The following is a 20,774-nucleotide window of genomic DNA, read 5'->3' on the forward strand; positions in this document are numbered from 1 at the left end:
CCGCTTCCGGACATAGACCAGATGTGGTGACGATGTCCCAGGACGAGGCGACGCGGTGGACGGCCGAGCCGGCGGGGATGCCCGTGTCCGTGTGGGCGCTCGAGGACACGCTCAGCGCGGAGCGGCGGCACCTGCGCGTCGGCGCCGAGCTGCACACCCTCGTGCGAGCGGCGGACCCGCCCCTGCGCAGGCTGCTGACCGGGGTCGAGTCCTCGGCGGAGTGGATCGCGCCCTTCGATGCGCCCACGGCGCCGTGCTCCTTCCTCCGCATCCGAGGGCGCGTGCAGCGGATCGACGCCGTCGCCCTCCGCTTCCGCCAGGGGTCGACCGGGCCGGAACCGGTCGCGGGGACGGCGCGCACCTGGCCGGTCGGATCGACCTGCGACCCGGAGCCGTCGCGGAGCGTCTGGCCGCTCAGCGGCCAGCTCGTCCTGGTCGGCTTCCTGCTCGCCCTCGACCACCCGGATCTCGACCGTCGCCTCGGGTGAACCGTGGCGTGCGAGGGCGCCCGGTGTCCGAAGCGGTACACAGGCTGCGTGCGTCGCCTCGTGGCTCTGCTCGTGGTGCTCGGTGCGCTCGCGACCGCCTGCAGCGGTCCGCGGTACACGAGCGAACGGCTCGTGGTCGCGCGTCGGGTCCCCGGGTCCGTCGGAACGACGCACCTCGAGGGGTCGGTGGACTACGACTCCCGCGGCTGCGTGTCGGTCGACGGCGCCGTCCTGGTCGCGCCGCCGGGCTCGAGCCTGATCGACGACGGCATCATCGTCATCGCCCCGTCCGCGCTGCACCGCGCGGATCGGCAGCTCCAGGTGGGGGAGCCGCTGACCCCTGGTCTGGTCGGGGTCGTGGTCGGTCCTGGATCCAGCGCGGTTCCTGCAGCGCCCGACTGCGGCGCGGACCGGTACTTCCTCATCACGTGACGAGGTGCCAGCCGTGGAGGACGTCGCCCGCCTCCTGGTCGGTCCGCCAGTGCTCGGCCGTGGTCGGCGGCGCCAGGATGTCGGTGAGCCACCAGGTCTGGTCGGGATCCCACCCCGCGAGGACGGTCGCGGCGCCCGGTCCGACCTGCAGCCGCCGCGTGGCGGCGTTGAGGTAGCCGAGCACGCTGAGGTGCACCGCGTCGAAGTCCCGACCGACCGCCTGCCAGTCGGGGATGAGCCAGGTGCTGTCGGTCCCGGTGACCCGGTACCAGTCCTGCCGGCGCGACCAGGTGACGTCGAGCGGGTAGCGGCGGACGAGCTCGACCCAGGCCTCCGCGCCGTCGATCTCGAAGACGCGTGGAGAGCGGACCGGGTGCAGACCCCACACCAGCGCGTCCCACTGCCCGAAGCTGTCCTCCTCCCACAGCAGGTTCACCGAGCCCACCTCGGCGAGCGCGCGGGTGGTGGGCAGCGCCGCCGGCGTTGGGGTGGACCACCAGTGCCCCGACCAGGCGGCTCGAGGGTCGTCGGGGCGCTCCGCCCGGGCTCGCCGCTCGCCCTCGTCCTCCTCGGCGCGCAGCTGTGCGAGGCGTTCGCCGATGCCGGTCGTCTCCGGGCCCGCGGCCGCAGCGGGGGACTGCTCGTCGTACCGGTCCGCGTACCGCACCGTCGCGAGATCGAGCCCCGTCGCCCACCACTGCGTCGCCGGTGCTCGACCGAGCGCCGCGGCGATCGGCTCCAGCAACGGCAGGAGCGTCGGGTCGGCGGCGACGACGTCCTCGTCGTGCGGCTCCTGCCAGCCCATGGCGGCGCTGACCGTCCCGTCCATCGGGTCGACGAGCGCGAAGAGGTCGTCCCAGCGCGCTGCCGGTGACGCGTCGACCTCGCGAAGCGCCGCCCGCAGCGCGTCCCGTCGAGCGGCATCGCCCGGTCGCCAGGCCGCCTCGGTCCAGGCGCGCCCCACCGGCTGGTGCAGCCGGTGTGCGACCGCCAGGCACAGGTGCCGGCCCCGGGGGCCCGCCAGAAACGTCGAGGCGTCCACTGCCATGCCCTCACCCTGCTCAGCGGCGGCGATGCGGGCAAGCGGCGGGCCCGGCGTCTGGTGGGCAGCCGCTCCTGCCGCCGGCGCGGAGCCGTCCGACGCCGGAGTCTTGGTCGTCGGGGCGGTCCCCGCTCCGGCGGCGGAGTCCAGGACACTGGTGGCGTGGAGATCCTGCTGTGGCTCGCCCTCGCCTCGCTGCCGCTCGGGGTCGTCCTCGCCGTCGCCGGTGCCGTGGTTGCGGTGGTGCTGAAGGGGCGGATCCCGGCGGTCGCCCTGGCCGCGCTGGTCCCCGTGCTCCTCGTCGTGTGGGCCTCCGCGACCTACCAGGACGGGATCAGGGCGGACGAGACGGGGACGAGCGGGAACATCTTCGTCGCGGTGGGCTGGCTCGTCGCCGCGGCGGGTGCGGGAGCCGGCGCCGCGTGCCTCGCGGTCGTGCGAGCGGCGAGGGCATCACACGAGGAGGTCGTCCGCTCCGGGTGACACGCTGCATCGCCCCGGGAGCGGAGAAGCGGGGCGGAGCGCCGGGTTCGTCACGGATGCTTCGGCGGCGCTCGGACGGGGGCGTAGGCCGGCGGGAAGGTCCTCCCTACTGTCGTCAACGGCGGAACCGCCCTGAACGAAGGCCTTCTGTGAAGTTCTCCCGTGCGCTCGCCGCCGCTGCCACCGCGCTCGCTCTCGTGCTCGGCGGCGGCGCGGTCTCCGCCTCCGCTGACCCCGTGCCGCAGCCGCTGACGCTGCTGACGCCGACGACCGGGGTGAAGGTGGCGTCGCCGTACGTCACGTTCACCTGGCAGGCACCCGCCGACCAGGAGCAGGCGATCGTGCGCGTCTCGCGCTCGAAGCGGACGAAGGGCGGCCTGCTGCCCCTGAGTGGGAGGAACAGCATCACGGGGTACGTCGACAGCTCGGCCGGGACCTTCAGGGACGCGCGGTACTCCTATTCGCCGGACACCTACTACTGGCAGGTCACCGCGCGCGACGCCGCGGGGAACACCTATCGCTCCGCGGTGCGGAGGTTCGTCGTCCCCGTCTTCTTCCAGCTGTCGAAGATGCGGGCGAAGGCGGTTCGCGAGGCCGGCAACGGCAGGCGCGCCGTGCTGGTCCGCGGGATCATGCGCTGCAACTACGCCGAGCCGCAGTACTACACCCAGCTCACGATGGTCACGACGGCGGGTAAACGGCGCCTCGGACGCAGCATCACCGGGTACGGCAACTGCCTCGGCATGCACCCGAACAAGGTCGAGACGCTGGTCGAGCCGGGGAGCCTGAAGAAGGGCACGAAGCTGACGCTGAAGATCCGCGGGCGTTCGACGATGGACAGCACGGTGCGCTGGGGCGGGGCCCACATCAAGAAGGCGAACGGCCCGGTCACCACGCTCCACTTCACCTGGCGCGGCTGACCCGCGCCGGCGGAGCCGCCCCCCTCCGGGGCGAGCGGCCACGACGAGGCCGCGGGCGCGGCTCGAGAATCGTCTCGTGTGCAGGGCTCGATGCCTGCGCGGCCCGCCCGGCGCCGTCCCGGTACGGTGCTGGACGTGCCGAGCCTCCAGCAGATCGCTGCCCTGGCTGCGGCGAGCGCGCTGCTCATCGTCGTCCCGGGTCCGAGCGTGCTGTTCATCATCGGGCGCGCGCTGACGCAGGGCCGTCGGGTCGCACTCGGCGGCGTGCTGGGCAACGCGATCGGCTGCGCTGCGGCCGCCGCGCTGGTCGCCGCCGGACTGGGGGTGCTGCTGTCACGGTTCGAGTGGCTGCTGCTCGTGATGAAGCTCGTCGGCGGCGCCTACCTGATCTGGCTCGGGGTCCGGGCGTACCGGCGCGCCGGGCGCGACGCCGCTGAGGTTCCAGCGGTGGCGGTGCCGGTCACGAGCTGGCAGTCGATCAGGAGCGGCGCCTTCGTCGGGATGACGAACCCGAAGAGCTACCTGATCTTCGCCGCCGTGGTCCCGCAGTTCGCCGCTCCGGCCGCGGGCCCCCTGCCGGTCCAGCTGCTCCTGCTCTCGCTGGTGCCGATCGGCATCGGGCTCGTCACGGACTCGGTGTGGGCGCTCGGCGCCGGCAGGGCCCGCCAGGCCCTCTCCGGTCCGCGCGCGCAACGACGAGCGGGCCGCGCAGGAGCCCTCTGCCTGGTCGGGCTCGGCTCCTACGTGGCCGTCGCGCCCGCCGGGCACTGAGCGCCGCCCCGGTGTCGTCCGGCTGCCCCCGGCCGTCGTTCCGAAGTCGAGTCACCGCTGGACACCCGCGCGAACCTGCTCCGCGGCGGGAGAGACGGTGGTCGTAGTGACCCTCATCGCGTCTCCGGCTCTTCGGGCCGCTTCGTGTTCAGCGGGCGGACTCGTCGCGCGGGGTGCTGCCCGTGCTGCGCAGCCCGGTGTCGAGCAGGGCGACGAGCCAGGTGAAGCTCTGGTCGACGTCGGTGCCGAGCTGGAAGCCGCCGCCGGTCTCGAGGGTGGTGAAGCCGTGCAGGATGCTGCGGAGCGCGCGGAGGGCGTGCACGTGGTCTGCTTCGGGCAGGTGGTAGCCCCGGAGCACCGCGGAGAAGGGATCGAGCGCGTCGCGGAGCGCGGTCGCCGTCGGGGCATCGGCCGCGGTGTCGCGCGGGCCGACCGTCGCGGCGTAGCGACCCGCGTGCTGCCGCACGTAGGAGCGGAAGGCGTCCGCCGCGTGCGTCAGGGCGTCCGAGCCGGATCGTCCCTGCGTCGCTCGGCCGACGGCGGTGGCGATCTCGGTCGCGGCGAGGGCGCCGACGCGGTCGACGAGGTCGTCGAGCCCGGCGACGTGCTTGTACAGCGACGGCGCCTTCACGCCGAGGCGCTCGGCCACGACGCTCATCGACAGCGCGGGCAGGCCGAGCTCGTCGGCGAGGTCGGCGGCCGCCGCGGTGACGACCGCGGCGTCGAGCCCGGCCCTAGGCACGGTCGAGCACCGGGTGCACGCGACGCAGGAACGGGATGAGGGCGGCGAGCAGCTCGTCAGGGGTCTGGGTGTGCGGGTAGTGGCCGGCGCCGTCGATGACGACGAGCTCGCCCACGCCTGCGGGCAGGTCGGCGAGGATCCGCTCGCCCTCGGCGCGCGGATCGGCCCAGTCCGGGTCGGCGGACCCCTCGACCACGAGCACGGGCTGGTGCACATTCGGCAGCTGTGCGCCGGCGTCGGCGGGAGTGGTCTTGGTCATCCCACGCAGCGCGGCCATCCGCTCAGGCCGCGAGAGCTCGGTGATGAACCGCTCGCGCGCCTCGGGCCAGTCGGCGGGCTTGGTCGGGAAAGCGATGTCGAGGTACCGCAGCCAGCCGGACAGGCTCCCGCTCGTCATCACCCTGCCGAGCTGCATCGTCGCGCTGCGGTGGTGGCGGTTCCGCAGCAGCCCGACGAGGTCCATGGACTGCTTGCGGGTGAAGGGTGCCAGCTCGACGATGCCGGTCACGAGATCGGGCGCGGTGGCCGCGGCGATCGTCGCGGCCCCGCCGCTGATCGACTGGCCGACGATGACCGCCGGTCCGCCGAGGTGACGGATCAGCGCGGCGATGTCGCCGGCGATGTCGGTGCGGCTGTAGCCCGGCCAGGTCGCGGTCGACTCCCCGCATCCCCGGAGATCCATGTTCGCGACGCGGAAGCCTGCCGCCACCAGCTCGGGCACCACGAATCGGTAGGAGTGACGGGAGTCGCCCATGCCGTGCGCCAGCACGACGAGCGGTCCGGTGCCGGTCAGGTCGTACGCGATGGTTCCGTCCTGCACCGCGAGGCGCTGCGTCTTCGGCTGCAGCTTCTGGCTACTGTTCATAGCCAGAAGCTACTAGCCATAGCCACGCGAGTCAAGCTGCGCGTCCTCCTCTGTCCGCGGGCGTCGGCCGACGGGGGCGACGCCGTTCTCGAGCCCGGGGGAGCAGGTCGCTCTCGTCATCGAGCGTCGGGCTCGAGCGTGAACCGGGCACGGTAGGAGAAGTCCTCGCTGCCGAACGAGGCGTGCGGTCGTACGTGCAGCCGGCCGTCGATCGTGCACGAGGGGTCGAACAGGGTCGCGGGGAAGGCAGCGCCGGCGAGGTGGGCAGGCGCTCCGCTGTTGTACTGCGTGACTGTCTGCGTCGCTGGCCCTTCGTCCGAGCGTCTCGTGCTGGCTGAACGGCCCGCCGCCGACCACGTCTGCTCGAACGACGCGCTCAGGCGCACTCGACGGGTGCGGTCGCACCTCCCAGTAGTCACGGCGTAGCCCGTGGCGCTGATCGCCGGGTCGATCAGCGCCACATCGGTGCAGCTGATGAAGGGACCCCACCCGACCTTCCTCGCCGTCGCGACCCCTTCGGCCACCGAGTCCACGCAGAGTGCTGCGCCGTCTCCGTCATGGAGCCCTCGGCGATGAGGTGGCGGAGCGCATCCGCGACCGGGTTGCTACTCGGCGTCATGTCGCTCACCCTGCTGACGGAGGGGAGCGCCACTCCGAGGCGGTCGGGCTCGCGTCGCCTTCCTGACGGGCGATGACTGCAGCGATCGCCACGCCGCCGATCGCGATGAAGAGCCAGCCGAGCTGGAAGGTGAAGTCGCCGCCGGAGCCGAGCGCGTTCACCCCGGTGGGCCCGTGCCACATCACGTGCTGCAGGCCGGTCTGCGCGATCCCGTCGAGGATCTGCCCGGCCGAGGTGCCGATCGCCGTGACGAGCGCCGCGATCACGATGGAGCGGGCAGCCCTGCGAGGGGCGGCCCGGGTCCTGAGGAGGCGCGCGAAGGCGAAGGCGAGGCTGCAGGCGACGCCCGCCCCGGTGAGAGCCCAGGCGAGGGGCCCGAAGGCGAGGCCGACCCGGGTCGCGACGGCGAGATCGCTGACCTGGGCGGTGATCCGGGTCGCGGTGATGGTGGCGTCGTCGGCGACGTAGGGAGTGCCGCCGTAGGTGTTCTGGCCGACGGCGTGCAGCGGTTCCGCCGTCGCGATGGAGACCGTCAGCGGCTCCGACGTCAGCGGCCCGATCGCGGCCCCGGCGGCGACGAGCACGCCGACCAGACTGAGCGCAGCAGCGAGGAAGGCGAGGAGCCAGGCTGCTCGGACCGTCCATTCGAGCGACGTCCGGCGCCGGCTGGACGGGCTTCGCACCGCGGTCATGCGGGCACGGTAGCGAGCCGGACGTCCGCAGGTAGACGGCGGCACGCGCGGGACCGTGCGCACTGCTCCGACGCCCCGAGGCATCACAGCCGAGGTCACCTCGGAAGAACACCTTCTTGGCCAGGGACCGGGACGACACTGGTGAGGTGCGTGACGAGGACTTCGTCCGGGCGCTGCGAGCGCTCGACACGGACGCGTTCACGGTGCGTGACGTCCGACCGAGCGACGTCGGGACGCTCGAGCTGCGCTTCGCGACGAGGTCGGACCTCCGGCTCTGGTCGCTCGTGCTGCCGCTCCCGTCCGCGCCCGTTCTGAAACCGTGGCTCTACAGGCCGCCCGACGACGCGGTCGACTCGGCGCGCATGCTGGCCGTCTTCCTCGACGAGGAGATCCTGACCACTGCCATCTCGAGCGCGCGCGGGGAGGAGGTCGCGGGCGTGACGCTGGTCGAGCTGGCGCCGTACGGGTTGCGCAGAGGCGACGACGCCGAGCACGAGCGCCTCGCCGCGGCGGCAGCGGCAGGCGGCTGGGACGGCCGAGGAGGCAGCGTCTCCGCGGCGGGATGACATGGCCTCCTCCCTCGACCGTCGTCACGAGCGTCTGCGGCACGCGGCCACGCCCCCTGAGGTGGGGGATCTCGCGCGGTGTGCCGTGACCGACGGCCGTCCTGTGCGCTGTCACACTCGCGCCATCGGGATGTGCCGGGCCGGAGGCCCGTGAGGCCCGGAGCCCTTGGGGGAGAGCACATGCGGATTCGTCCCGTTCACCTCGCCGTCGCCGCGCTGGTGGCGATCGGGGCGGACGCCTCCGCCGGGACCGCGCAAGCGGCCTCGACATCGACCGCGCAGAAGCCGGTGGGCCGGTACGTGGCGTATCAGGCCTGCCAGGCGGCGATGTGGAAGTGGACCGCTCAGAACGCCGAGGCCGGCACCTCCGTCGCATCCTTCCGGCACCGCTACCGGAAGTCGGACGTGTGGCGCGAGCGGCACGGCTGGCACGTGCAGGTCGGCGGTGCACGCGGGGAGAAGGCCGGGACGAGCGGTGGCTCGGTGTACTGCGTCGTCACCGGCACCGATGCACAGCCCAAGCTCCTCGACTACTCGTTCCCGCGCTGACTCGGCCATCGCGACCGCGCCCTGGACGGCTTGACCGAGTCCGCCCGACCCGTGCACGCACGGCCTCCGCGAGGACTCGCAGCCGGTGACGCAGCCGACGCTGCAGCCCAGCGCGCGCGCCGCCCGGACTCGGGCGGCATGCCTGCACTGCTCCGTTCCTCAACCATCGCCTCATGGCGACCGTCCCGCCTTCGCAGGACTGAGAGGCCCTGCGAGCAGGGCCTCGAGACGGGCGCGACCGCGTTGTGCCCGGGCCTCCTGCGGATCTACCGTGCAGCATGCTTCGCGCGCTTCGAGTCGTGGTGCGGATGGGGGTGCGCGCTCTGATGGTCTTCCTCGCGGTGCTCTCGGTCGGAAGTGCGAAGGCGAACGCGCCACTGCTCCCGCCCTCGGACCAGGAGCTCCGTTTCTGAAGCGGCGCGTCCTCACCGCGCGCTTGCGACAGGTGGGCGCCTACCGAGCCCGCTGTCCACGGGCAACCCGCTGAAGACGGCTTCTTCGGCACGCGTCGCCGACTTCTCACCTGCAGGAGACGGGCGCGGGCGGTCGGGCCGCTGAGTGAGCGCCTTCGACTGCTTCCGAACAGCTGGGGTCAGCTCGTGGAGCTGTGGCGTCGGTGGCGCAGCACCAGCAGGCCGACGAGGATCACGAGCCAGCCGGTCGTGAACATGCCGACGCCGATGAGGTCGCTGGGCTCGAGCGCTGCGAGCGGCTTGGGGAACGAGCCGAAGTTGAAGAGCACGCCCCAGACCTCCCACACGAGTGCGAGCGTCGCGATGGTGAAGACCAGAACCGCGAGCTTGCCGGGGAGGTCGCGCAGCACGAGCTCGTCGGTCCACTGCTCGTCGTCTGCTGCCATCGGCTGAGCGTAAGTCGACTTCGGCTCCACCGCGAGGTGTGATCGCTCGGATGCGACAGGAGAAGTCGCACCAGTGGGGCAGGAAGACGGCAGCTGAACCGAACCGGCCGTCTGCTTCCTGCTCCACCGAGCGCTGTCGGGCTGGAAGAGACGGCGACTCGCGAGCGGGCGCTCGAGGTCCCGCGTGCGAGCCGCGGCCGAGTCTGAGACGGTGCCTCATGCCGTCGCGCTCACCCGGCCCCGCACCCGCCGATGAAGTTCGTCGAGCGGAGCGCCGCCGGCGCCTCCTCGCGCTGGCCCTCGGCGTGCTCCTGATCGCTGCCGCAGTGCTCGCCCTTTGGTGGGGTGTGACGCACCCCGTCGGGCGCAGGGCCTGACGCGGCTGCCGAGCGGACGAGCAAGCAGTCTCCTGCGCAGGGGAGGCGGCCGTCTCCAGGCAGGGGAGTGCGACCTCGGCGAGCAGCGCGCGGAGATGGTTCCCGGGAGATGTCAGGAATCGGCTGCTGCGGGACGCTTCTTGGTGTGAGGGTCGATCTGGTGCGGTGCGCGGACGCGCAGCTGCTGCTGGAGGGCCCGGCCGGTCTCGGGGTGCTCTACGACCGGCACGCGAGGACCGTCATGCGGTTCGCGGTGTCGCTGATCGGCCTCGGTGACGAGGCCGACGAGGTGGTGCAGGAGACGTTCCTGCTCGCATGGCGAAAGCGTTCGAGCGTGGTGGCGGTGAACGGATCGGTCCTGCCGTGGCTGTTGAACGCGGCACGCTTCGAGGCGCTGGCGGCACGGCGTCGTCGGGTGCGACGGGAGTCGCGCGTGGTGCCCCTGGATCTGGCGGTCCATGACAGGGCTGCCGCGTCCTCCGATCCGTCCGGGTTGCAGGAGGTGCTCAGCGGCCTGTCGGAGACGGACCGCGCGGTGGTGGAGGCGGTCCTGGTGGACGGCCTGTCCTACGCCGAGGCGGCGGAGCGGCTCGAGGTGTCGGTGGCGACGGTGGGGAAGCGGTTGCAGCGCGCTCGGGCGCGGGTGCGGGCGGGGCTGCGGACTGCGGCTGAGACGTCAAAAGGAGGCTGCTGATGGCCGATCGGAAGAGGGACCTCGACGTCGAGGTCGATCTGCGTCTGGCCGCAGGGCGGTCACGGCTGCTGCAGCGGGTGCAGCGGAGGCAGCGGATCCACCGCGCTGGTGCGGTCGGCGCTGCAGCGCTGATCCTCGGCCTGGGCCTCGTCAACGGGGTCGGCGGTGCGGTGCCCGGTGTGGTCGCAGCCCGGGTGACCTGCTACACGGCGGCCGACCTGACCGCGCCGCACGACACCGTGCGCCTCCCGGCGGGGGCGTCGCCGAGCGCGCTCACGGCCGCGCAGCAGCGCCGGCTCTGCGACGACGTCTGGCGCTCGGGCGACGCGACCGGCAGCGATGGCGGGACGGAGGCGATCTCGGCCGCGATGTGCCGTCTGGTCGGCGGCGCGATCGCCGTCTTCCCGATCGACGACCGGTCCGAGACATCCGGCCAGGTCTGCCACCGCCTCGGGCTGACCTCGATCGCGTGAGCCGACGATGACCGGAGGCCGCCGCCCCTCGAACGCCCGACGGCGCGAGCTCGCGCGGACGAAGGCGCAGCAGCAGCGGGAGGCGCAGCAGCGCCGCGACCGGCGCAGGCGGATCGCGCTGCAGGCCTCGATCGGTGCGGTCCTGATCGCGGTGGTGGTCGTGATCACGCTCGTCCTCACGAAGGCGCAGCCGCCGGTGACCGCGATCCCGCAGCACATGCCCGACGGTGGCATCACGATCAGTGGACCGGACCTGCAGGCGGTGCGTGGACCGGCCGCGACGTCGACCACCTCTGCGGGATCGAGGACCTCCTTCGAGGGCAAGGTCCTGATCCAGGAGTGGGAGGACTTCGGCTGCCCGGCCTGCCAGCGCTTCGAGCAGACCAACGCCGCGCAGATCGAGCAGCTCGTCCGCAGCGGCGCCGCGGTGGTGCAGTACTTCCCGGTCGCGATCCTCGACAACCGGTTCGCGCCCGGCGACGACTACTCCACCCGCGCGGCCAACGCGGCCGCAGCCGTCGCGAACTGGTCGCCGGACGCCTACCGCGCCTTCCACGCCGCGCTCTTCCGGCCGGGCGTGCAACCCGCGGAGGGCGGCGCAGGACTCGGTGACGACCGCCTGGTCCAGATCGCGCAGCAGGTCGGCGCCGGCCATCTGCCCGAGATCCGCCGAGCGGTGCACGACCGCCGCTTCACCGGGTGGATCGCGGCCCGCACCCGCGACTTCACCCACAACCGCGGACCGCTCGCCGCAGTCGACTTCCCGACCACGTGGCAGGGCCCGTCCACTCCCACCGTGCTGGTCGACGGCCACTACTACGACGGCACCACCGACTTCGGCGCCTTCGTCACCGGCACCGCCGGCAGCACCGGCTGACGCGATGCCCACGCGTCGCGCATCGTCGAGATGCACGGCCCCACGGAGGTGAGCCGCTTCACGCGAGCAGGACGGTGAGACGTCCTGCGGTCGGGGGAGCGAGGCGCGGAGAGCTCCGCCGACGGCGCGCTCGGACGGAGGCGGAGGGGCGCGCCGAACAGGTTCGGCACGTCCCTCCGGATGCGGTCAGACCGCGAGCTCGTCGATGTCCTGGATGCCCAGCCGGTGCGCGGCTTCTCGACGCTTCAGCAGCGACGGGGCCGCGATCGCCCCGAGGATCGCGACGACGCCGACGCCGGCGCACGCCCAGAAGCCGATGGTGAAGGCCTTGTCGAGCGGAAGGCCCTGCGGGGTCGCGTTCGCCGTGATCAGGGCGGCGATGACGGCGGTGCCGATGCTGCTGCCGATGGTGCGGACGACGGTGTTGGCGCTGATCGCCTCGCCGGTCTGCGTGGCGGGAACGCTCTCGATGATGGCGTTGGAGCAGGCCGCCAGCGCCATGCCGATCCCGACACCGGTGAGGAGTCCGGAGACCACGATCTGCCACAGCTCGCCGTGCGCGATCGCGGGCAGCGCGAACGCGAGCACGACGGAGACGCCGCCGATGAGCATCGGCGGCTTCGGGCCGACCCTGCGCACGAGCATGCCCGCGATCGGCGCCGCGACGACCATCGCGACGACCGTCGGCAGCAGCAGCAGGCCGGCGGAGGAGACGGACTCCCCGAACCCGTACCCGGTGATCGCGGGCAGCTGCAGCAGCGTCGGGACGAGCACGAAGGTGCCGAACATCACGAAGCCGAAGATCAGCGCGACGACGTGCGCGGTCCAGACGCCGCGGATCCGGAACAGCCGGACGTCGATCAGCGGGGACTGCACGCGCAGCTCCACGAGGACGAACACGACCAGCGTGACGGCGCCGAGGATCAGCAGACCGACGGTCCGGACGTCGCCCCACCCCCAGGTCTCGCCCTCGCTGATGGCCAGCAGCAGCGAGACGAGCGACACGGCGAGGACCCCGGTGCCGACGAGGTCGAGCCGTCCGGGCTTGCGCACCGGCGACTCGGGCATCCCGAGGACCACGCCGAGCAGCGCGACGACCACGAGGATCGCGGGCAGCCAGAAGAGCCAGTGCCAGGAGAGGCTCTGCACGATCGGTCCGGCTGCGACGATGCCCACGCCCGCCCCGATGCCGAAGATCGCGGACAGCAGGCCGATGGTCACGCTGACCTGCTCCCGGGGCAGCTCGTCGCGCACGATGCCGATGGAGAGCGGCAGGACGGCTCCCGCGGCTCCCTGGATGGCGCGGGCGGCGATGAGCACGCCGAGGTTCGGCGCGAGTGCGGCGAGGACCGTGCCGACGAGCAGCAGCGCGAGCACGACGATCAGGATCCGGCGCTTGCCGACCATGTCGCCGAGGCGGGCGAGGATCGGCGTCAGCACGGCGGCCGACAGGAGGTAGGCGGTCAGCACCCAGCTCACGGCGCTCGTGGTCGCGTCGAGGTCCCTGCCGATGGTCGCGAGCGCCGGAGCGACCAGCGATTGGAGGACCGCGAACGAGAGGCCGCCGAGGGAGAGGTAGATGACGATCAAGGTGCTGTTGGGGCGATGCGTCACCGCCTGCTCGACATCCGCGGAAGCGGGGCGAGTGGTCTGCGTCATGTCTCTCCGTCTGCATGTAAACGAGCGTTGACTAGACGCTACGGCTCGGTCCTCAGCATGTCAACGCGGGTTCACTTGCGCGCGGCGCTCCGGCTACGGTGTCGTCCGGAGGAAGTCATGGCACTCGGGACGCACGATGAGGTGGAGCCCCCGGTCGCGGTGGACGCGGGAATGAACCGCGCCGCCGCGGAGGCGGGCAGGTCCCGCGATGCCGCGAACACCCGCCGGCTGCTGCTGGAGGCGGCACGCCGACGATTCGCGCACCAGGGGTACAGCGCGACGACGAGCCGGGACATCGCCGCGGACGCCGGGGTCAACGTCGCGCTCATCAATCGCTACTTCACCTCGAAGGAGGGCCTCTTCGAGGCCTGCCTCACCCGCACGGTTCAGGAGCTCGACGACGCGGAGGTGCGCACGCCGACGCTGGACGAGCTGGTCCGGACGATGGTCGAGCAGATCACCACGCCCACCGCCGCCGACAAGCCGCTCCAGCTGCTGCTGCTCCTGCGGGCTTCCGGCGACGATCGCGCCGACGCGATCCGGCGGCGGACGATGCAGACCTACACGGAACGCATGGCGACCATCGCGGGATGGCGCCCCGAGGACCCCTCCACCGCCCCGCTGCTCCTGCGTGCGCAGATCGCCATGGCGATGGGATTCGGCATCGTGGTCATGCGCACCTCATCGGACCTCGAGCCGCTCGCGTCGGCGACGAAGGAGCAGCTGAGCGAGCCGCTGCGCGCGGTGCTGGGGAACCTGCTGCCGCACCCCTCCTGACCCTGCCGGCACGCGCGATGGCGGGCATCGGTGCGAGGGCGAGGTCGTCGGCTGGGACACTGCAGACGTGTTGGCCGCGCGGTGCGACGGGCAGGGCCCTTCATCCGTGCTGCAGGTGGGGGAGCTGCCCGATCCGTCCCCGGGCCCCGGCGAGGATCACCCGGTCGGGCATCGATCCCGGCGACACGAAGAAGCGGCGAGCGACGTTCGGGCTGCCCATGCCGTATCCGCGGATCGTGCCGCACGGCGACGGCGCGGGCGTGGTCGACCGGGTCGGCTCCGCTGTCGACGAGCGACGGACGATCTCGCCGCAGGCACGAGTACGAGCTTTCGCGACATCACTGCAACCCAGGAGCCCGGCCGCTGCGGACCGACGTCTCGCGAGCAGGGGAGCGAGAGGCCCTTCTGCTCCTTCGCGCGGCTCGCTCTTCATCGTCGGCTGGTCCTGTGCGTCAGACCCGGCGGTAGATGGTGAGGACCTGCTCGGGCTGGTCGGTGACCTGGAATGACGCGAAGGTCATCGGGTGCACTGCTCCTTCGCGGTCGCGCACGCGCTTGACGCCGGAGCGGCTGGTGGCGATGTCGTAGCGGGGCCACCAGGCGTCGGCCTGGGGGCTCTGCGAGCGGAGCTCGTGCTCGAGGAGGCGGAAGCGCGGCGAGCCGGGGTGCCGCCCTGCGTTGGCGCGGAGTCGGGCGAGGACTCCTTGTGCGACATCGGTCCAGTCCGGCAGGACGTCGCGTGCGGTCGGGGATGTGAAGATCCACCTGGCCAGGTTGGGGCGGGCGAGGTCGGTGGCGCCCCGGAACAGCGCCGCGGCCTCCGCGTTCCAGGCCAGCAGGTCGTAGCTGCTGCCGGTGACGTAGGCCGGGTTCGGCGCGACGAGCGCCGGGACGGCGGCGACCTCGGGAGCGAGGTGCTCGACGTCCTCGAGCGGCGGACCGTCCTCCGCGGCGATCGCGAGCAGGTGCGCGCGTTCGGTGTCCTGCAGCCGCAGCGCGGCGGCGATCGATATGAGCACCTGGCGGGACGGCTGCACGTCCCGCCCCTGCTCCAGGAACGTGTACCAGGTGGTGCTGATCCCGGCGAGGGTCGCGAGCTCTTCCCGTCGCAGCCCCGGCGTGCGCCGGCGTCCGGAACCCGGTAGCCCGACGTCCGACGGGCTGGTCCGCTCCCGTCGGGCGCGCAGGAACGCGCCGAGCTCGCGCCGACGCTCGGAGGTCGCCACCATCGGATCCAGGATCCTTCCTGCTGCACTCGATACCAGCATGAGCGGGATCTGGATACCAGGCTGACTACTGCTGATGCTGGGGGGATGAAGGCGTGGACCCTCGACTCGACCGACACGGCGCTGCGCCTGGAGGAGGTGCCGGACCCGGAGGTGCGCAGCGGTGCGGCGGTGCTGCGGATGCTCGCCGTGCAGGTGCCGGCCTACACGCGGGTGCTCACGATCGGCGGGCGTGGCGGGATCGCGACGCCGACCGTGCTGGGCATCGGGGGGATCGGTCGCGTCGTGCACGTCGCGGACGACGTGCACTCCGTGCGCCCCGGCGACATCGCGCTCTGCACCGGGTTCCTCCAGTCCGGGCGCATCGCAGAGCCGGAGGAGGTGCTGCTCGGCTGGACGGGCATCGGCGGGCGCGGCGCTCGCACCTCGACGACGGACTCGATGCGCCGGGTCTGGCGGACGGGCACGTTCGCGGAGCGGACGCTGATGCCCGCGTCCACGCTGGTCGCGCTGCCGGGTGCTGAGCGGTACCCGGACGTCGCGCGGCTCGCGTTCCTGCCCTGGCTGAGCGTCGCGGCCGGCGCCGTGGAGCGGAGCGACCTCACCGCCGGCGATCGCCTGGTCATCACGGGGGCCAGCGGCCAGCTCGGCGGAGCGGCGGTGCTGCTCGCTCTCGCCCGCGGCGTCGGCGCGATCGCCGCGGTCGGCCGCGACCAGAAGAGCCTCGAGCGCCTCGCGGCCCTCGACCCGCGGGTCCGTCCGGTGCGCTCCGTCGGCGACCGCACCGCCGACGCCGCCGCGATCGTCGCGGCACTGGGCGGGGAGGCCGACGTCGCGGTCGACGCGCTCGGCCCGGCGCCGAGCGCGGACCTCACCATGGCCGCGTTCGACGCACTCCGGCTGGACGGCACCATGGTGCTCCTCGGCGGGGTGCGTCAGGTCCTGCCCATCCCGTACGACGAGCTGATGCACCGGCGCATCACGCTGCGGGGCTCGTGGATGGCGAGCAACGAGATCGCCTTCGCCGTCTGGCGACAGATCGCCGCAGGCGTGCTCGACCTCAGCGCCCTCGAGGTCGAGACGGCACGGCTCGACGACCCCGAAGCCGTGCTCGCCCGAGCGGAGAAGACTCACGGGCTCGGCTTCGTGGCCCTCCTCCCATGATCGACCGGCCGCGACCCGAGCGGCCGTGTCCTACCGCCGGGCAGCGTCTCGCACCATCAGGGACCTGAGACCTCACGGATGGGCTCTGCCCGAAACGCAGCGGGAGTCGGGAAGGAGTTACTGCACGAGCGCGCTGCGAGCCTGGGGCGTCACGTGGGTTGGAGGTCGATCTGGTGGTCGGCGCGGCTGGCGAGTGCCCGGTCGTGGGTGGCGAGGAGGACGGTGCCGCCCTGCTGTGCGACGCGGCTGATGAGGCCCGTGATGTGGTCGGCGGTGTCGTGGTCGAGTGCTGCGGTGGTCTCGTCAGCGATGAGGAGGCGGGGGCGGGTGGCGAGGGCGCGGGCGATGGCGACGCGTTGTTGCTGCCCGCCGGAGAGGGTCTCGACGAGGTGGTCGGCGGAGGCGGTGAGGTGGACGTCGTCGAGGGCGGCGGCGGCGCGGGCGCGGATCTTCGAGCGGGTGGAGCCGGGGTGCGCTTGCAGTGCGATCTCGATGTTCTCGGCGGCGGTGAGGAGCCCGACGAGGCCGTAGGCCTGGAGGACGAGGCCGGTCTGCGCGGGCGGGTAGGGGTTGTGGACGGTGCCGGTGTCGGGGGTGTCGAGGCCGGCGACGAGGGCCAGGAGGGTCGATTTGCCGGAGCCGGAAGGGCCGGTGACGGCGGTGATACCGGGCGGGATGACGGCGGTGACGTGCTCGAGGATGGTGCGGCCGTCGCGGCGGTAGCCGACGCCGTCGATGCGGATCGTGGTGTCAGCGGTCATGGCGGGTGCCTTGGAGGTGGCCGTGGTCGAGGGTGATCGCGGTGGTGCAGGCGGCGGCGAGGTCGTGGTCGTGGGTGACGGCGACCACGGTGACGTGGCGCTCGGTGGCGATCTGCTGGAGCAGGGCGGTGGTGCGGTGCCGGTTCGCGGCGTCGAGCTGGCTGGTGGGCTCGTCGCAGAGGAGGACGGTGGGGCCGGTGGCGAGTCCCGCGGCGAGGGCGAGTCGTTGCCGCTCTCCGCCGGACAGGCGCGCGGCGGGGCTGCCGGCGACGAGGTCGAGGCCGAGGTCGTGGAGCAGCTCGTGCGGGTCGGGGAGGGCCGCCCTGCCGTGGCTGCGGGGTGCTCGGGCAGCGAAGTGGAGGTTCTCGAGGCAGGTGGCGTAGGGCAGCAGGGTGCGGAAGGGGTCCTGGGTGACGACGGCGAGCCGGGTGGCGCGGATCTGCAGCAGGCGGGTCTCGGTCTGGGTGGTGAGGTCGGTGTCGCCGAGGTGGATGGTGCCGCGGGTCGGCCGGTGCAGGCCGGCGATGAGGGTGAGCAGGGTCGATTTGCCGGAGCCGGAGGGACCGACGATCGCGGCGGTGGTGCCGGCGGGGACGTGCAGGTCGATGTCCGTGAGGGCGTCGACCGCCTGGCCCGGGTAGCGGTGGGACAGCCAGGCGACGGTGATCGACTCCGCGGCGGCGCGGCTCATCCTGCGTCCTCGCGGAGGCGGGACGGGCGGGCGGCGCGCAGGACCTGGGTGGCGGCGAGGAAGGCGGTCACGGTGACGAGGACGACGAACAGCGCGGTGAAGGCCAGCAGCGATGGCGGCGCGGGGAGGTAGTGCAGCGGGATCGGGGTGGGGGTGGCGAACTCGGGCAGGACGGGGAGCACGACCAGGGCGGCGGCGAGGCCGGCGGGCAGGCCGAGCACGACCGCGGCGCCCAGCAGCAGCAGCTGCTCGAGCACGGCGGCGCGGTGCAGGGCGGGGCGGGGGACCCGGATCACGGCGAGGGCGGCGGCTTCGTAGGAGCGGCGGCGGGCCGAGGCCGCGATCGCCACCGCGGTGGCGGCCATGGCCAGCAGCGCGCCGATGAACGCGGCGACCAGCAGCAGGAGCAGGGACAGCGCGGGGGCCTCCCGGGCCAGCCGGGCGACACGATCCGTTGCGGTCTCGACGTGCTGGACGGTGAGGCCGGCGGCTTCGAGACGCCGGACGGCATCGGCGGGTGCCGAGGGGGAGAGCCAGACCTGCCAGTCGGCGTCCTCGTCGAAGTCGGGCACCTGCTGGCGGATGCTGGTCAGATCGGCGACAGCGCCCTGGTCCAGGACGACGGGCAGCAGCGCCCGGGTGTCCACGATGCGGATCGCGGCGGCGGCGCCCGTGTCGTCCTCGATCCTGCGGTCCGCGGCGGCGATGCCGCTGACGACCGCTGCTGGTGCGGCGACGACCGGGAGGGGCACGGCGGTCGAGCGGTAGGCGATCGCGCTGGAGGCGCCGTCGTCGGCGCTGAAGCGGTCCTGGACACCTGCGGCGGTCACCCGCACGCGGTCGACCGCGCCACCGGTGGTGATCGCGGCCCGCCAGGCACGGGCCTGGGTGGTGCGGGCCGGCAACTGCCGCAGCGCGTCCGGGCTGCCCGCGGCGATTCCGGTGAGGGTGACGTCGCCGCTGAAGACGCCGTCCTCGACGCCGGGGCGGGCCCAGGTGATGCCGGTGAATCCGCACCCGTCGGTGCAGGGCATCGTCGCGGTGTAGTCGTGCACGCCGAGGCGCAGCGGACCGCTCGTGACCTGCAGGGACCTGCCACTGCTGTCGGTCAGGTCGAAGGCGACCTGCGCGCCGCCGGCGCGCCCGAGCGCGTCCGTCGTGATCCGCGCCTGCAGCCGGGTACCGACGACCCGTAGGGCCGGCACGGTGCCCGCGCGCAGCAGCGAGGCGAGCCGGGCGGGACTCGGCAGGTCGCGCGCCGCCGTCGCCACCGATGCGAGCCGGTCGGCGTCGACCGCCAGCAGCGTGCCGCGCAGGCTCGCGCCGCCGTAGGGCAGCCAGGTCGCCGCCGCGGCGGCCCACCGGCCATCGGGGTCGACCCGTCGGGTCACCGCGACGGGGTCGGCGGTCTGGTCGAAGGGCACCGAGACGACCGTCGCGGCGCCGAGCTCCGCCTCCGCCCGCGCGGCACGGTTCCCCGCCGCGACGTCCTCGCCCGCCACCCCGAAGCAGGCCAGTCCGACCGCCGCGGTCAGCAGCGCGATCAACCGGAGGCCCGCCGGACGACGGGCGACCTGTCGGGACGCCAGGAACAGCCCGATGCGTCGCGTCGCCCGCGTCGGCGCGACCAGGAGTCCGGCCGCCCGCGGGACGAGCCGGGCACCCAGTAGCGCCACCGCCAGCACCAGCAGCGCCGGTGCGACCAGCAGTCCGCCGGGCACGTCCGGCACCGACCGCAGCAGGACGAGCCCTGCGACCGCCACGACCGCGACGACCACCTCGAGCGCCAGCAGGCGGGCGCCCGCGGGAGCGGGGTCGCCGGTCCTTCGCCACTGCTCCAGCACCGGACGCAGCAGCACACGTCGCGCCGCCGCCGCCGCGGCGACCAGACCGCCCGCCGCCGCACCGATCGCCGCCACCACCGATCCGACCGGGACCGCGACCGGTGTGTCCGGAGCCAGTGCCAGCGCCGCGAAGAGCGCTGCGCCGCCGGATGCCAGAACGATGCCCGTGGGCAGCGCGACGCCGATCAGCAGCAGCGGCTCGGTCAACCCGAAGCGCCACAGCGCTGCGCGGGAGAAGCCGCGCAGCTTCGCCGCCGCGAGCTCCGCGCCGCGCGCCTCGACGGCGTCCGCCGTCACGACGAACAGCACCAGCCAGCCCAGCAGCACCAGCTGCCCCGTCACCGCCGCGGCGCCGATCTCCACACTGCGCCGCTGCGCGGCCGCCTGCCGCAGCACCGCCGACAGGTCCGTCCCGACCTGGAACACCTCGCCCGAGGTGAACCGCGTCCGCACCGCCGCCACCTGCGCCTCCACCCGCCGCACGTCGGCGAGGCGGATCCGGCTCGGATCCAGCGGGTAGTCCACCGATGCCCGCACCAGCGCATCGGGTGGCACCGAGCGGAAGGTGCTCCTCGCCACGAAGACCGCGGGGATCCGGGCCGGCCCCTGGAGCGCCGGCGCGGACTGGAAGTAGTCCCGGTCGAACCAGTACGTCGCTGACGCGTCGCGCGGCAGGTACACGCCCACCACCCGGACCATCCGCCCCGCACCCAGCGCCAGCTCGCTGCCGAGACGGACCCGGTACGGACCGGCTGCGCGCGCCGACAGCATCGCCTCGCCGCGCCCGGTCGCGCAGCGCCCCGCGGTGAGCCGGAGCTGCCCGCACGCGCCGCTCCGCCATACCAGCGCCGAGTCCACCACCTCTCCGTCCGGCATCGTCATGAAGGCGTGCTGGAACATCTGCGTCACCGGTGCGCGGAATCCCACGAGGCCCGGCGGTGCCGCGGTCAGGGAGCGCTCCGCCTGCGAGGCCGAGAGCTCCTCTGTCGACCCCTGTGACGCCGACAACGTCAACCCCGACGACGCCACCGGCGCCTGCACCAGCACATCCCGCAACGTCGACTCCGCTGCCGCCCGCCCGTACAACGGACCCAACGCCGCGGCCCCCACCGGCACCACCGCCGCCACGAACACCATCACCACGAGCGGCAGACGCCATCGCAGACCGCGCACCGCCATCCCGAACGTCGGCTGGCGCGCCGC

At 73.2% G+C, this 20,774-nt stretch carries 23 protein-coding genes; 12 read left to right on the forward strand and 11 right to left on the reverse strand.

The features are described from left to right. Nucleotides 1-26 precede the first annotated feature (26 nt). Both ACFSBI_RS12255 and ACFSBI_RS12260 read left to right on the forward strand, forming a co-directional pair. On the forward strand, nucleotides 27-488 hold the full coding sequence (locus tag ACFSBI_RS12255) for a hypothetical protein (RefSeq protein WP_377935322.1): 462 nt from the start codon (nucleotides 27-29) through the stop codon (nucleotides 486-488). 48 nt (nucleotides 489-536) lie between these two features. Next, nucleotides 537-920: a hypothetical protein gene (locus tag ACFSBI_RS12260; protein WP_377935324.1), complete on the forward strand. Its 384-nt coding sequence runs from the start codon at nucleotides 537-539 to the stop codon at nucleotides 918-920. On the opposite strand, the gene ACFSBI_RS12265 is transcribed toward ACFSBI_RS12260, so the two are convergent. Beyond that, on the reverse strand, nucleotides 913-1,968 hold the full coding sequence (locus ACFSBI_RS12265; protein ID WP_377935326.1) for a hypothetical protein: 1,056 nt from the start codon (nucleotides 1,966-1,968) through the stop codon (nucleotides 913-915). The genes ACFSBI_RS12260 and ACFSBI_RS12265 overlap by 8 nt on opposite strands. A 156-nt stretch (nucleotides 1,969-2,124) precedes the next feature. Here ACFSBI_RS12265 and ACFSBI_RS12270 point away from each other — a divergent pair, with 156 nt between their 5' ends. The 3 genes from ACFSBI_RS12270 (at nucleotide 2,125) to ACFSBI_RS12280 (ending at nucleotide 4,136) form a co-directional block, all read left to right on the forward strand. Then, entirely contained in the window at nucleotides 2,125-2,445 is a 321-nt protein-coding gene (locus ACFSBI_RS12270; protein ID WP_377935328.1) for a hypothetical protein, read from the forward strand. A 149-nt stretch (nucleotides 2,446-2,594) separates the two neighbouring features. Then, a complete protein-coding gene (locus ACFSBI_RS12275) occupies nucleotides 2,595-3,365 on the forward strand; it encodes a hypothetical protein (protein WP_377935330.1) in 771 nt (256 codons plus the stop codon). Nucleotides 3,366-3,500: 135 nt separating this feature from the next. Continuing rightward, nucleotides 3,501-4,136 (forward strand): LysE family translocator, encoded by a 636-nt coding sequence (locus ACFSBI_RS12280; protein WP_377935332.1) that lies wholly within the window; start codon nucleotides 3,501-3,503, stop codon nucleotides 4,134-4,136. Nucleotides 4,137-4,284: 148 nt separating this feature from the next. Here ACFSBI_RS12280 and ACFSBI_RS12285 read toward each other — a convergent pair whose 3' ends face one another. The 4 genes from ACFSBI_RS12285 to ACFSBI_RS12300 form a co-directional block, all read right to left on the reverse strand. After that, complete coding sequence (locus ACFSBI_RS12285) at nucleotides 4,285-4,878, reverse strand: TetR-like C-terminal domain-containing protein (RefSeq protein WP_377935334.1); 594 nt, start codon at nucleotides 4,876-4,878, stop codon at nucleotides 4,285-4,287. Then, a complete protein-coding gene (locus tag ACFSBI_RS12290) occupies nucleotides 4,871-5,743 on the reverse strand; it encodes an alpha/beta fold hydrolase (protein WP_377935336.1) in 873 nt (290 codons plus the stop codon). The genes ACFSBI_RS12285 and ACFSBI_RS12290 overlap by 8 nt, the downstream gene beginning before the upstream one ends. Nucleotides 5,744-5,859: 116 nt before the next feature. Next, nucleotides 5,860-6,276, reverse strand: a complete 417-nt coding sequence (locus ACFSBI_RS12295; protein ID WP_377935338.1) for a hypothetical protein — start codon at nucleotides 6,274-6,276, stop codon at nucleotides 5,860-5,862. Between the two features lie 91 nt (nucleotides 6,277-6,367). Next, nucleotides 6,368-7,054, reverse strand: a complete 687-nt coding sequence (locus ACFSBI_RS12300; RefSeq protein ID WP_377935340.1) for a hypothetical protein — start codon at nucleotides 7,052-7,054, stop codon at nucleotides 6,368-6,370. Between the two features lie 146 nt (nucleotides 7,055-7,200). Between ACFSBI_RS12300 and ACFSBI_RS12305 the strand changes: the two genes are divergently transcribed. Both ACFSBI_RS12305 and ACFSBI_RS12310 read left to right on the forward strand, forming a co-directional pair. Continuing rightward, nucleotides 7,201-7,620 (forward strand): hypothetical protein, encoded by a 420-nt coding sequence (locus tag ACFSBI_RS12305; RefSeq protein WP_377935342.1) that lies wholly within the window; start codon nucleotides 7,201-7,203, stop codon nucleotides 7,618-7,620. Between the two features lie 180 nt (nucleotides 7,621-7,800). After that, nucleotides 7,801-8,169 carry a hypothetical protein gene (locus ACFSBI_RS12310; protein ID WP_377935343.1) on the forward strand — a complete coding sequence of 123 codons (369 nt, stop codon included), beginning with the start codon at nucleotides 7,801-7,803 and terminating at the stop codon, nucleotides 8,167-8,169. A 592-nt stretch (nucleotides 8,170-8,761) separates the two neighbouring features. Here the strand turns inward: ACFSBI_RS12310 and ACFSBI_RS12315 are convergent. Then, nucleotides 8,762-9,028 (reverse strand): hypothetical protein, encoded by a 267-nt coding sequence (locus ACFSBI_RS12315; RefSeq protein ID WP_377935345.1) that lies wholly within the window; start codon nucleotides 9,026-9,028, stop codon nucleotides 8,762-8,764. 486 nt (nucleotides 9,029-9,514) lie between these two features. Here ACFSBI_RS12315 and ACFSBI_RS12320 point away from each other — a divergent pair, with 486 nt between their 5' ends. The 3 genes from ACFSBI_RS12320 to ACFSBI_RS12330 are packed head-to-tail and all read left to right on the forward strand — an operon-like array spanning nucleotide 9,515 to nucleotide 11,449. Further along, on the forward strand, nucleotides 9,515-10,099 hold the full coding sequence (locus ACFSBI_RS12320; protein WP_377935347.1) for an RNA polymerase sigma factor: 585 nt from the start codon (nucleotides 9,515-9,517) through the stop codon (nucleotides 10,097-10,099). After that, nucleotides 10,099-10,572, forward strand: a complete 474-nt coding sequence (locus tag ACFSBI_RS12325) for a hypothetical protein (protein ID WP_377935349.1) — start codon at nucleotides 10,099-10,101, stop codon at nucleotides 10,570-10,572. The genes ACFSBI_RS12320 and ACFSBI_RS12325 overlap by 1 nt, the downstream gene beginning before the upstream one ends. A gap of 7 nt (nucleotides 10,573-10,579) precedes the next feature. Continuing rightward, on the forward strand, nucleotides 10,580-11,449 hold the full coding sequence (locus tag ACFSBI_RS12330) for a DsbA family protein (RefSeq protein ID WP_377935351.1): 870 nt from the start codon (nucleotides 10,580-10,582) through the stop codon (nucleotides 11,447-11,449). A 186-nt stretch (nucleotides 11,450-11,635) separates the two neighbouring features. Here ACFSBI_RS12330 and ACFSBI_RS12335 read toward each other — a convergent pair whose 3' ends face one another. Then, complete coding sequence (locus ACFSBI_RS12335) at nucleotides 11,636-13,063, reverse strand: MFS transporter (RefSeq protein WP_465252516.1); 1,428 nt, start codon at nucleotides 13,061-13,063, stop codon at nucleotides 11,636-11,638. A gap of 162 nt (nucleotides 13,064-13,225) precedes the next feature. Between ACFSBI_RS12335 and ACFSBI_RS12340 the strand changes: the two genes are divergently transcribed. Then, entirely contained in the window at nucleotides 13,226-13,885 is a 660-nt protein-coding gene (locus ACFSBI_RS12340; RefSeq protein WP_377935355.1) for a TetR/AcrR family transcriptional regulator, read from the forward strand. 452 nt (nucleotides 13,886-14,337) lie between these two features. Here ACFSBI_RS12340 and ACFSBI_RS12345 read toward each other — a convergent pair whose 3' ends face one another. After that, on the reverse strand, nucleotides 14,338-15,114 hold the full coding sequence (locus ACFSBI_RS12345) for a helix-turn-helix transcriptional regulator (protein WP_377935357.1): 777 nt from the start codon (nucleotides 15,112-15,114) through the stop codon (nucleotides 14,338-14,340). Between the two features lie 84 nt (nucleotides 15,115-15,198). Here ACFSBI_RS12345 and ACFSBI_RS12350 point away from each other — a divergent pair, with 84 nt between their 5' ends. Next, nucleotides 15,199-16,275 (forward strand): zinc-binding dehydrogenase, encoded by a 1,077-nt coding sequence (locus ACFSBI_RS12350; protein ID WP_377935359.1) that lies wholly within the window; start codon nucleotides 15,199-15,201, stop codon nucleotides 16,273-16,275. Nucleotides 16,276-16,424: 149 nt separating this feature from the next. Here the strand turns inward: ACFSBI_RS12350 and ACFSBI_RS12355 are convergent, their stop codons facing one another. The 3 genes from ACFSBI_RS12355 to ACFSBI_RS12365 are packed head-to-tail and all read right to left on the reverse strand — an operon-like array spanning nucleotide 16,425 to nucleotide 20,480. After that, on the reverse strand, nucleotides 16,425-17,036 hold the full coding sequence (locus ACFSBI_RS12355) for an ABC transporter ATP-binding protein (protein WP_377935361.1): 612 nt from the start codon (nucleotides 17,034-17,036) through the stop codon (nucleotides 16,425-16,427). Next, the gene (locus ACFSBI_RS12360) at nucleotides 17,026-17,727 is read right to left on the reverse strand and encodes an ABC transporter ATP-binding protein (protein ID WP_377935363.1); all 702 of its coding nucleotides are present in this window, start codon (nucleotides 17,725-17,727) and stop codon (nucleotides 17,026-17,028) included. Before ACFSBI_RS12360 ends, ACFSBI_RS12355 begins: the two co-directional genes overlap by 11 nt. Then, entirely contained in the window at nucleotides 17,724-20,480 is a 2,757-nt protein-coding gene (locus tag ACFSBI_RS12365; RefSeq protein WP_465252517.1) for a hypothetical protein, read from the reverse strand. Before ACFSBI_RS12365 ends, ACFSBI_RS12360 begins: the two co-directional genes overlap by 4 nt. Nucleotides 20,481-20,774 lie beyond the last annotated feature (294 nt).

This window comes from Amnibacterium endophyticum, from assembly GCF_042680685.1.
GTDB lineage: Bacteria > Actinomycetota > Actinomycetes > Actinomycetales > Microbacteriaceae > Amnibacterium > Amnibacterium endophyticum.

Excerpts from the sequence above, each read along its gene's own strand:
- ACFSBI_RS12265 (WP_377935326.1), bottom strand. The coding sequence starts at position 1,968 with ATGGCAGTGGACGCCTCGACGTTTCTGGCGGGCCCCCGGGGCCGGCAC.
- ACFSBI_RS12290 (WP_377935336.1), bottom strand. The coding sequence starts at position 5,743 with ATGAACAGTAGCCAGAAGCTGCAGCCGAAGACGCAGCGCCTCGCGGTG.
- ACFSBI_RS12300 (WP_377935340.1), bottom strand. The coding sequence starts at position 7,054 with ATGACCGCGGTGCGAAGCCCGTCCAGCCGGCGCCGGACGTCGCTCGAA.
- ACFSBI_RS12310 (WP_377935343.1), top strand. The coding sequence starts at position 7,801 with ATGCGGATTCGTCCCGTTCACCTCGCCGTCGCCGCGCTGGTGGCGATC.
- ACFSBI_RS12315 (WP_377935345.1), bottom strand. The coding sequence starts at position 9,028 with ATGGCAGCAGACGACGAGCAGTGGACCGACGAGCTCGTGCTGCGCGAC.
- ACFSBI_RS12320 (WP_377935347.1), top strand. The coding sequence starts at position 9,515 with ATGTCAGGAATCGGCTGCTGCGGGACGCTTCTTGGTGTGAGGGTCGAT.
- ACFSBI_RS12325 (WP_377935349.1), top strand. The coding sequence starts at position 10,099 with ATGGCCGATCGGAAGAGGGACCTCGACGTCGAGGTCGATCTGCGTCTG.
- ACFSBI_RS12330 (WP_377935351.1), top strand. The coding sequence starts at position 10,580 with ATGACCGGAGGCCGCCGCCCCTCGAACGCCCGACGGCGCGAGCTCGCG.
- ACFSBI_RS12340 (WP_377935355.1), top strand. The coding sequence starts at position 13,226 with ATGGCACTCGGGACGCACGATGAGGTGGAGCCCCCGGTCGCGGTGGAC.
- ACFSBI_RS12345 (WP_377935357.1), bottom strand. The coding sequence starts at position 15,114 with ATGGTGGCGACCTCCGAGCGTCGGCGCGAGCTCGGCGCGTTCCTGCGC.
- ACFSBI_RS12350 (WP_377935359.1), top strand. The coding sequence starts at position 15,199 with ATGAAGGCGTGGACCCTCGACTCGACCGACACGGCGCTGCGCCTGGAG.
- ACFSBI_RS12355 (WP_377935361.1), bottom strand. The coding sequence starts at position 17,036 with ATGACCGCTGACACCACGATCCGCATCGACGGCGTCGGCTACCGCCGC.
- ACFSBI_RS12360 (WP_377935363.1), bottom strand. The coding sequence starts at position 17,727 with ATGAGCCGCGCCGCCGCGGAGTCGATCACCGTCGCCTGGCTGTCCCAC.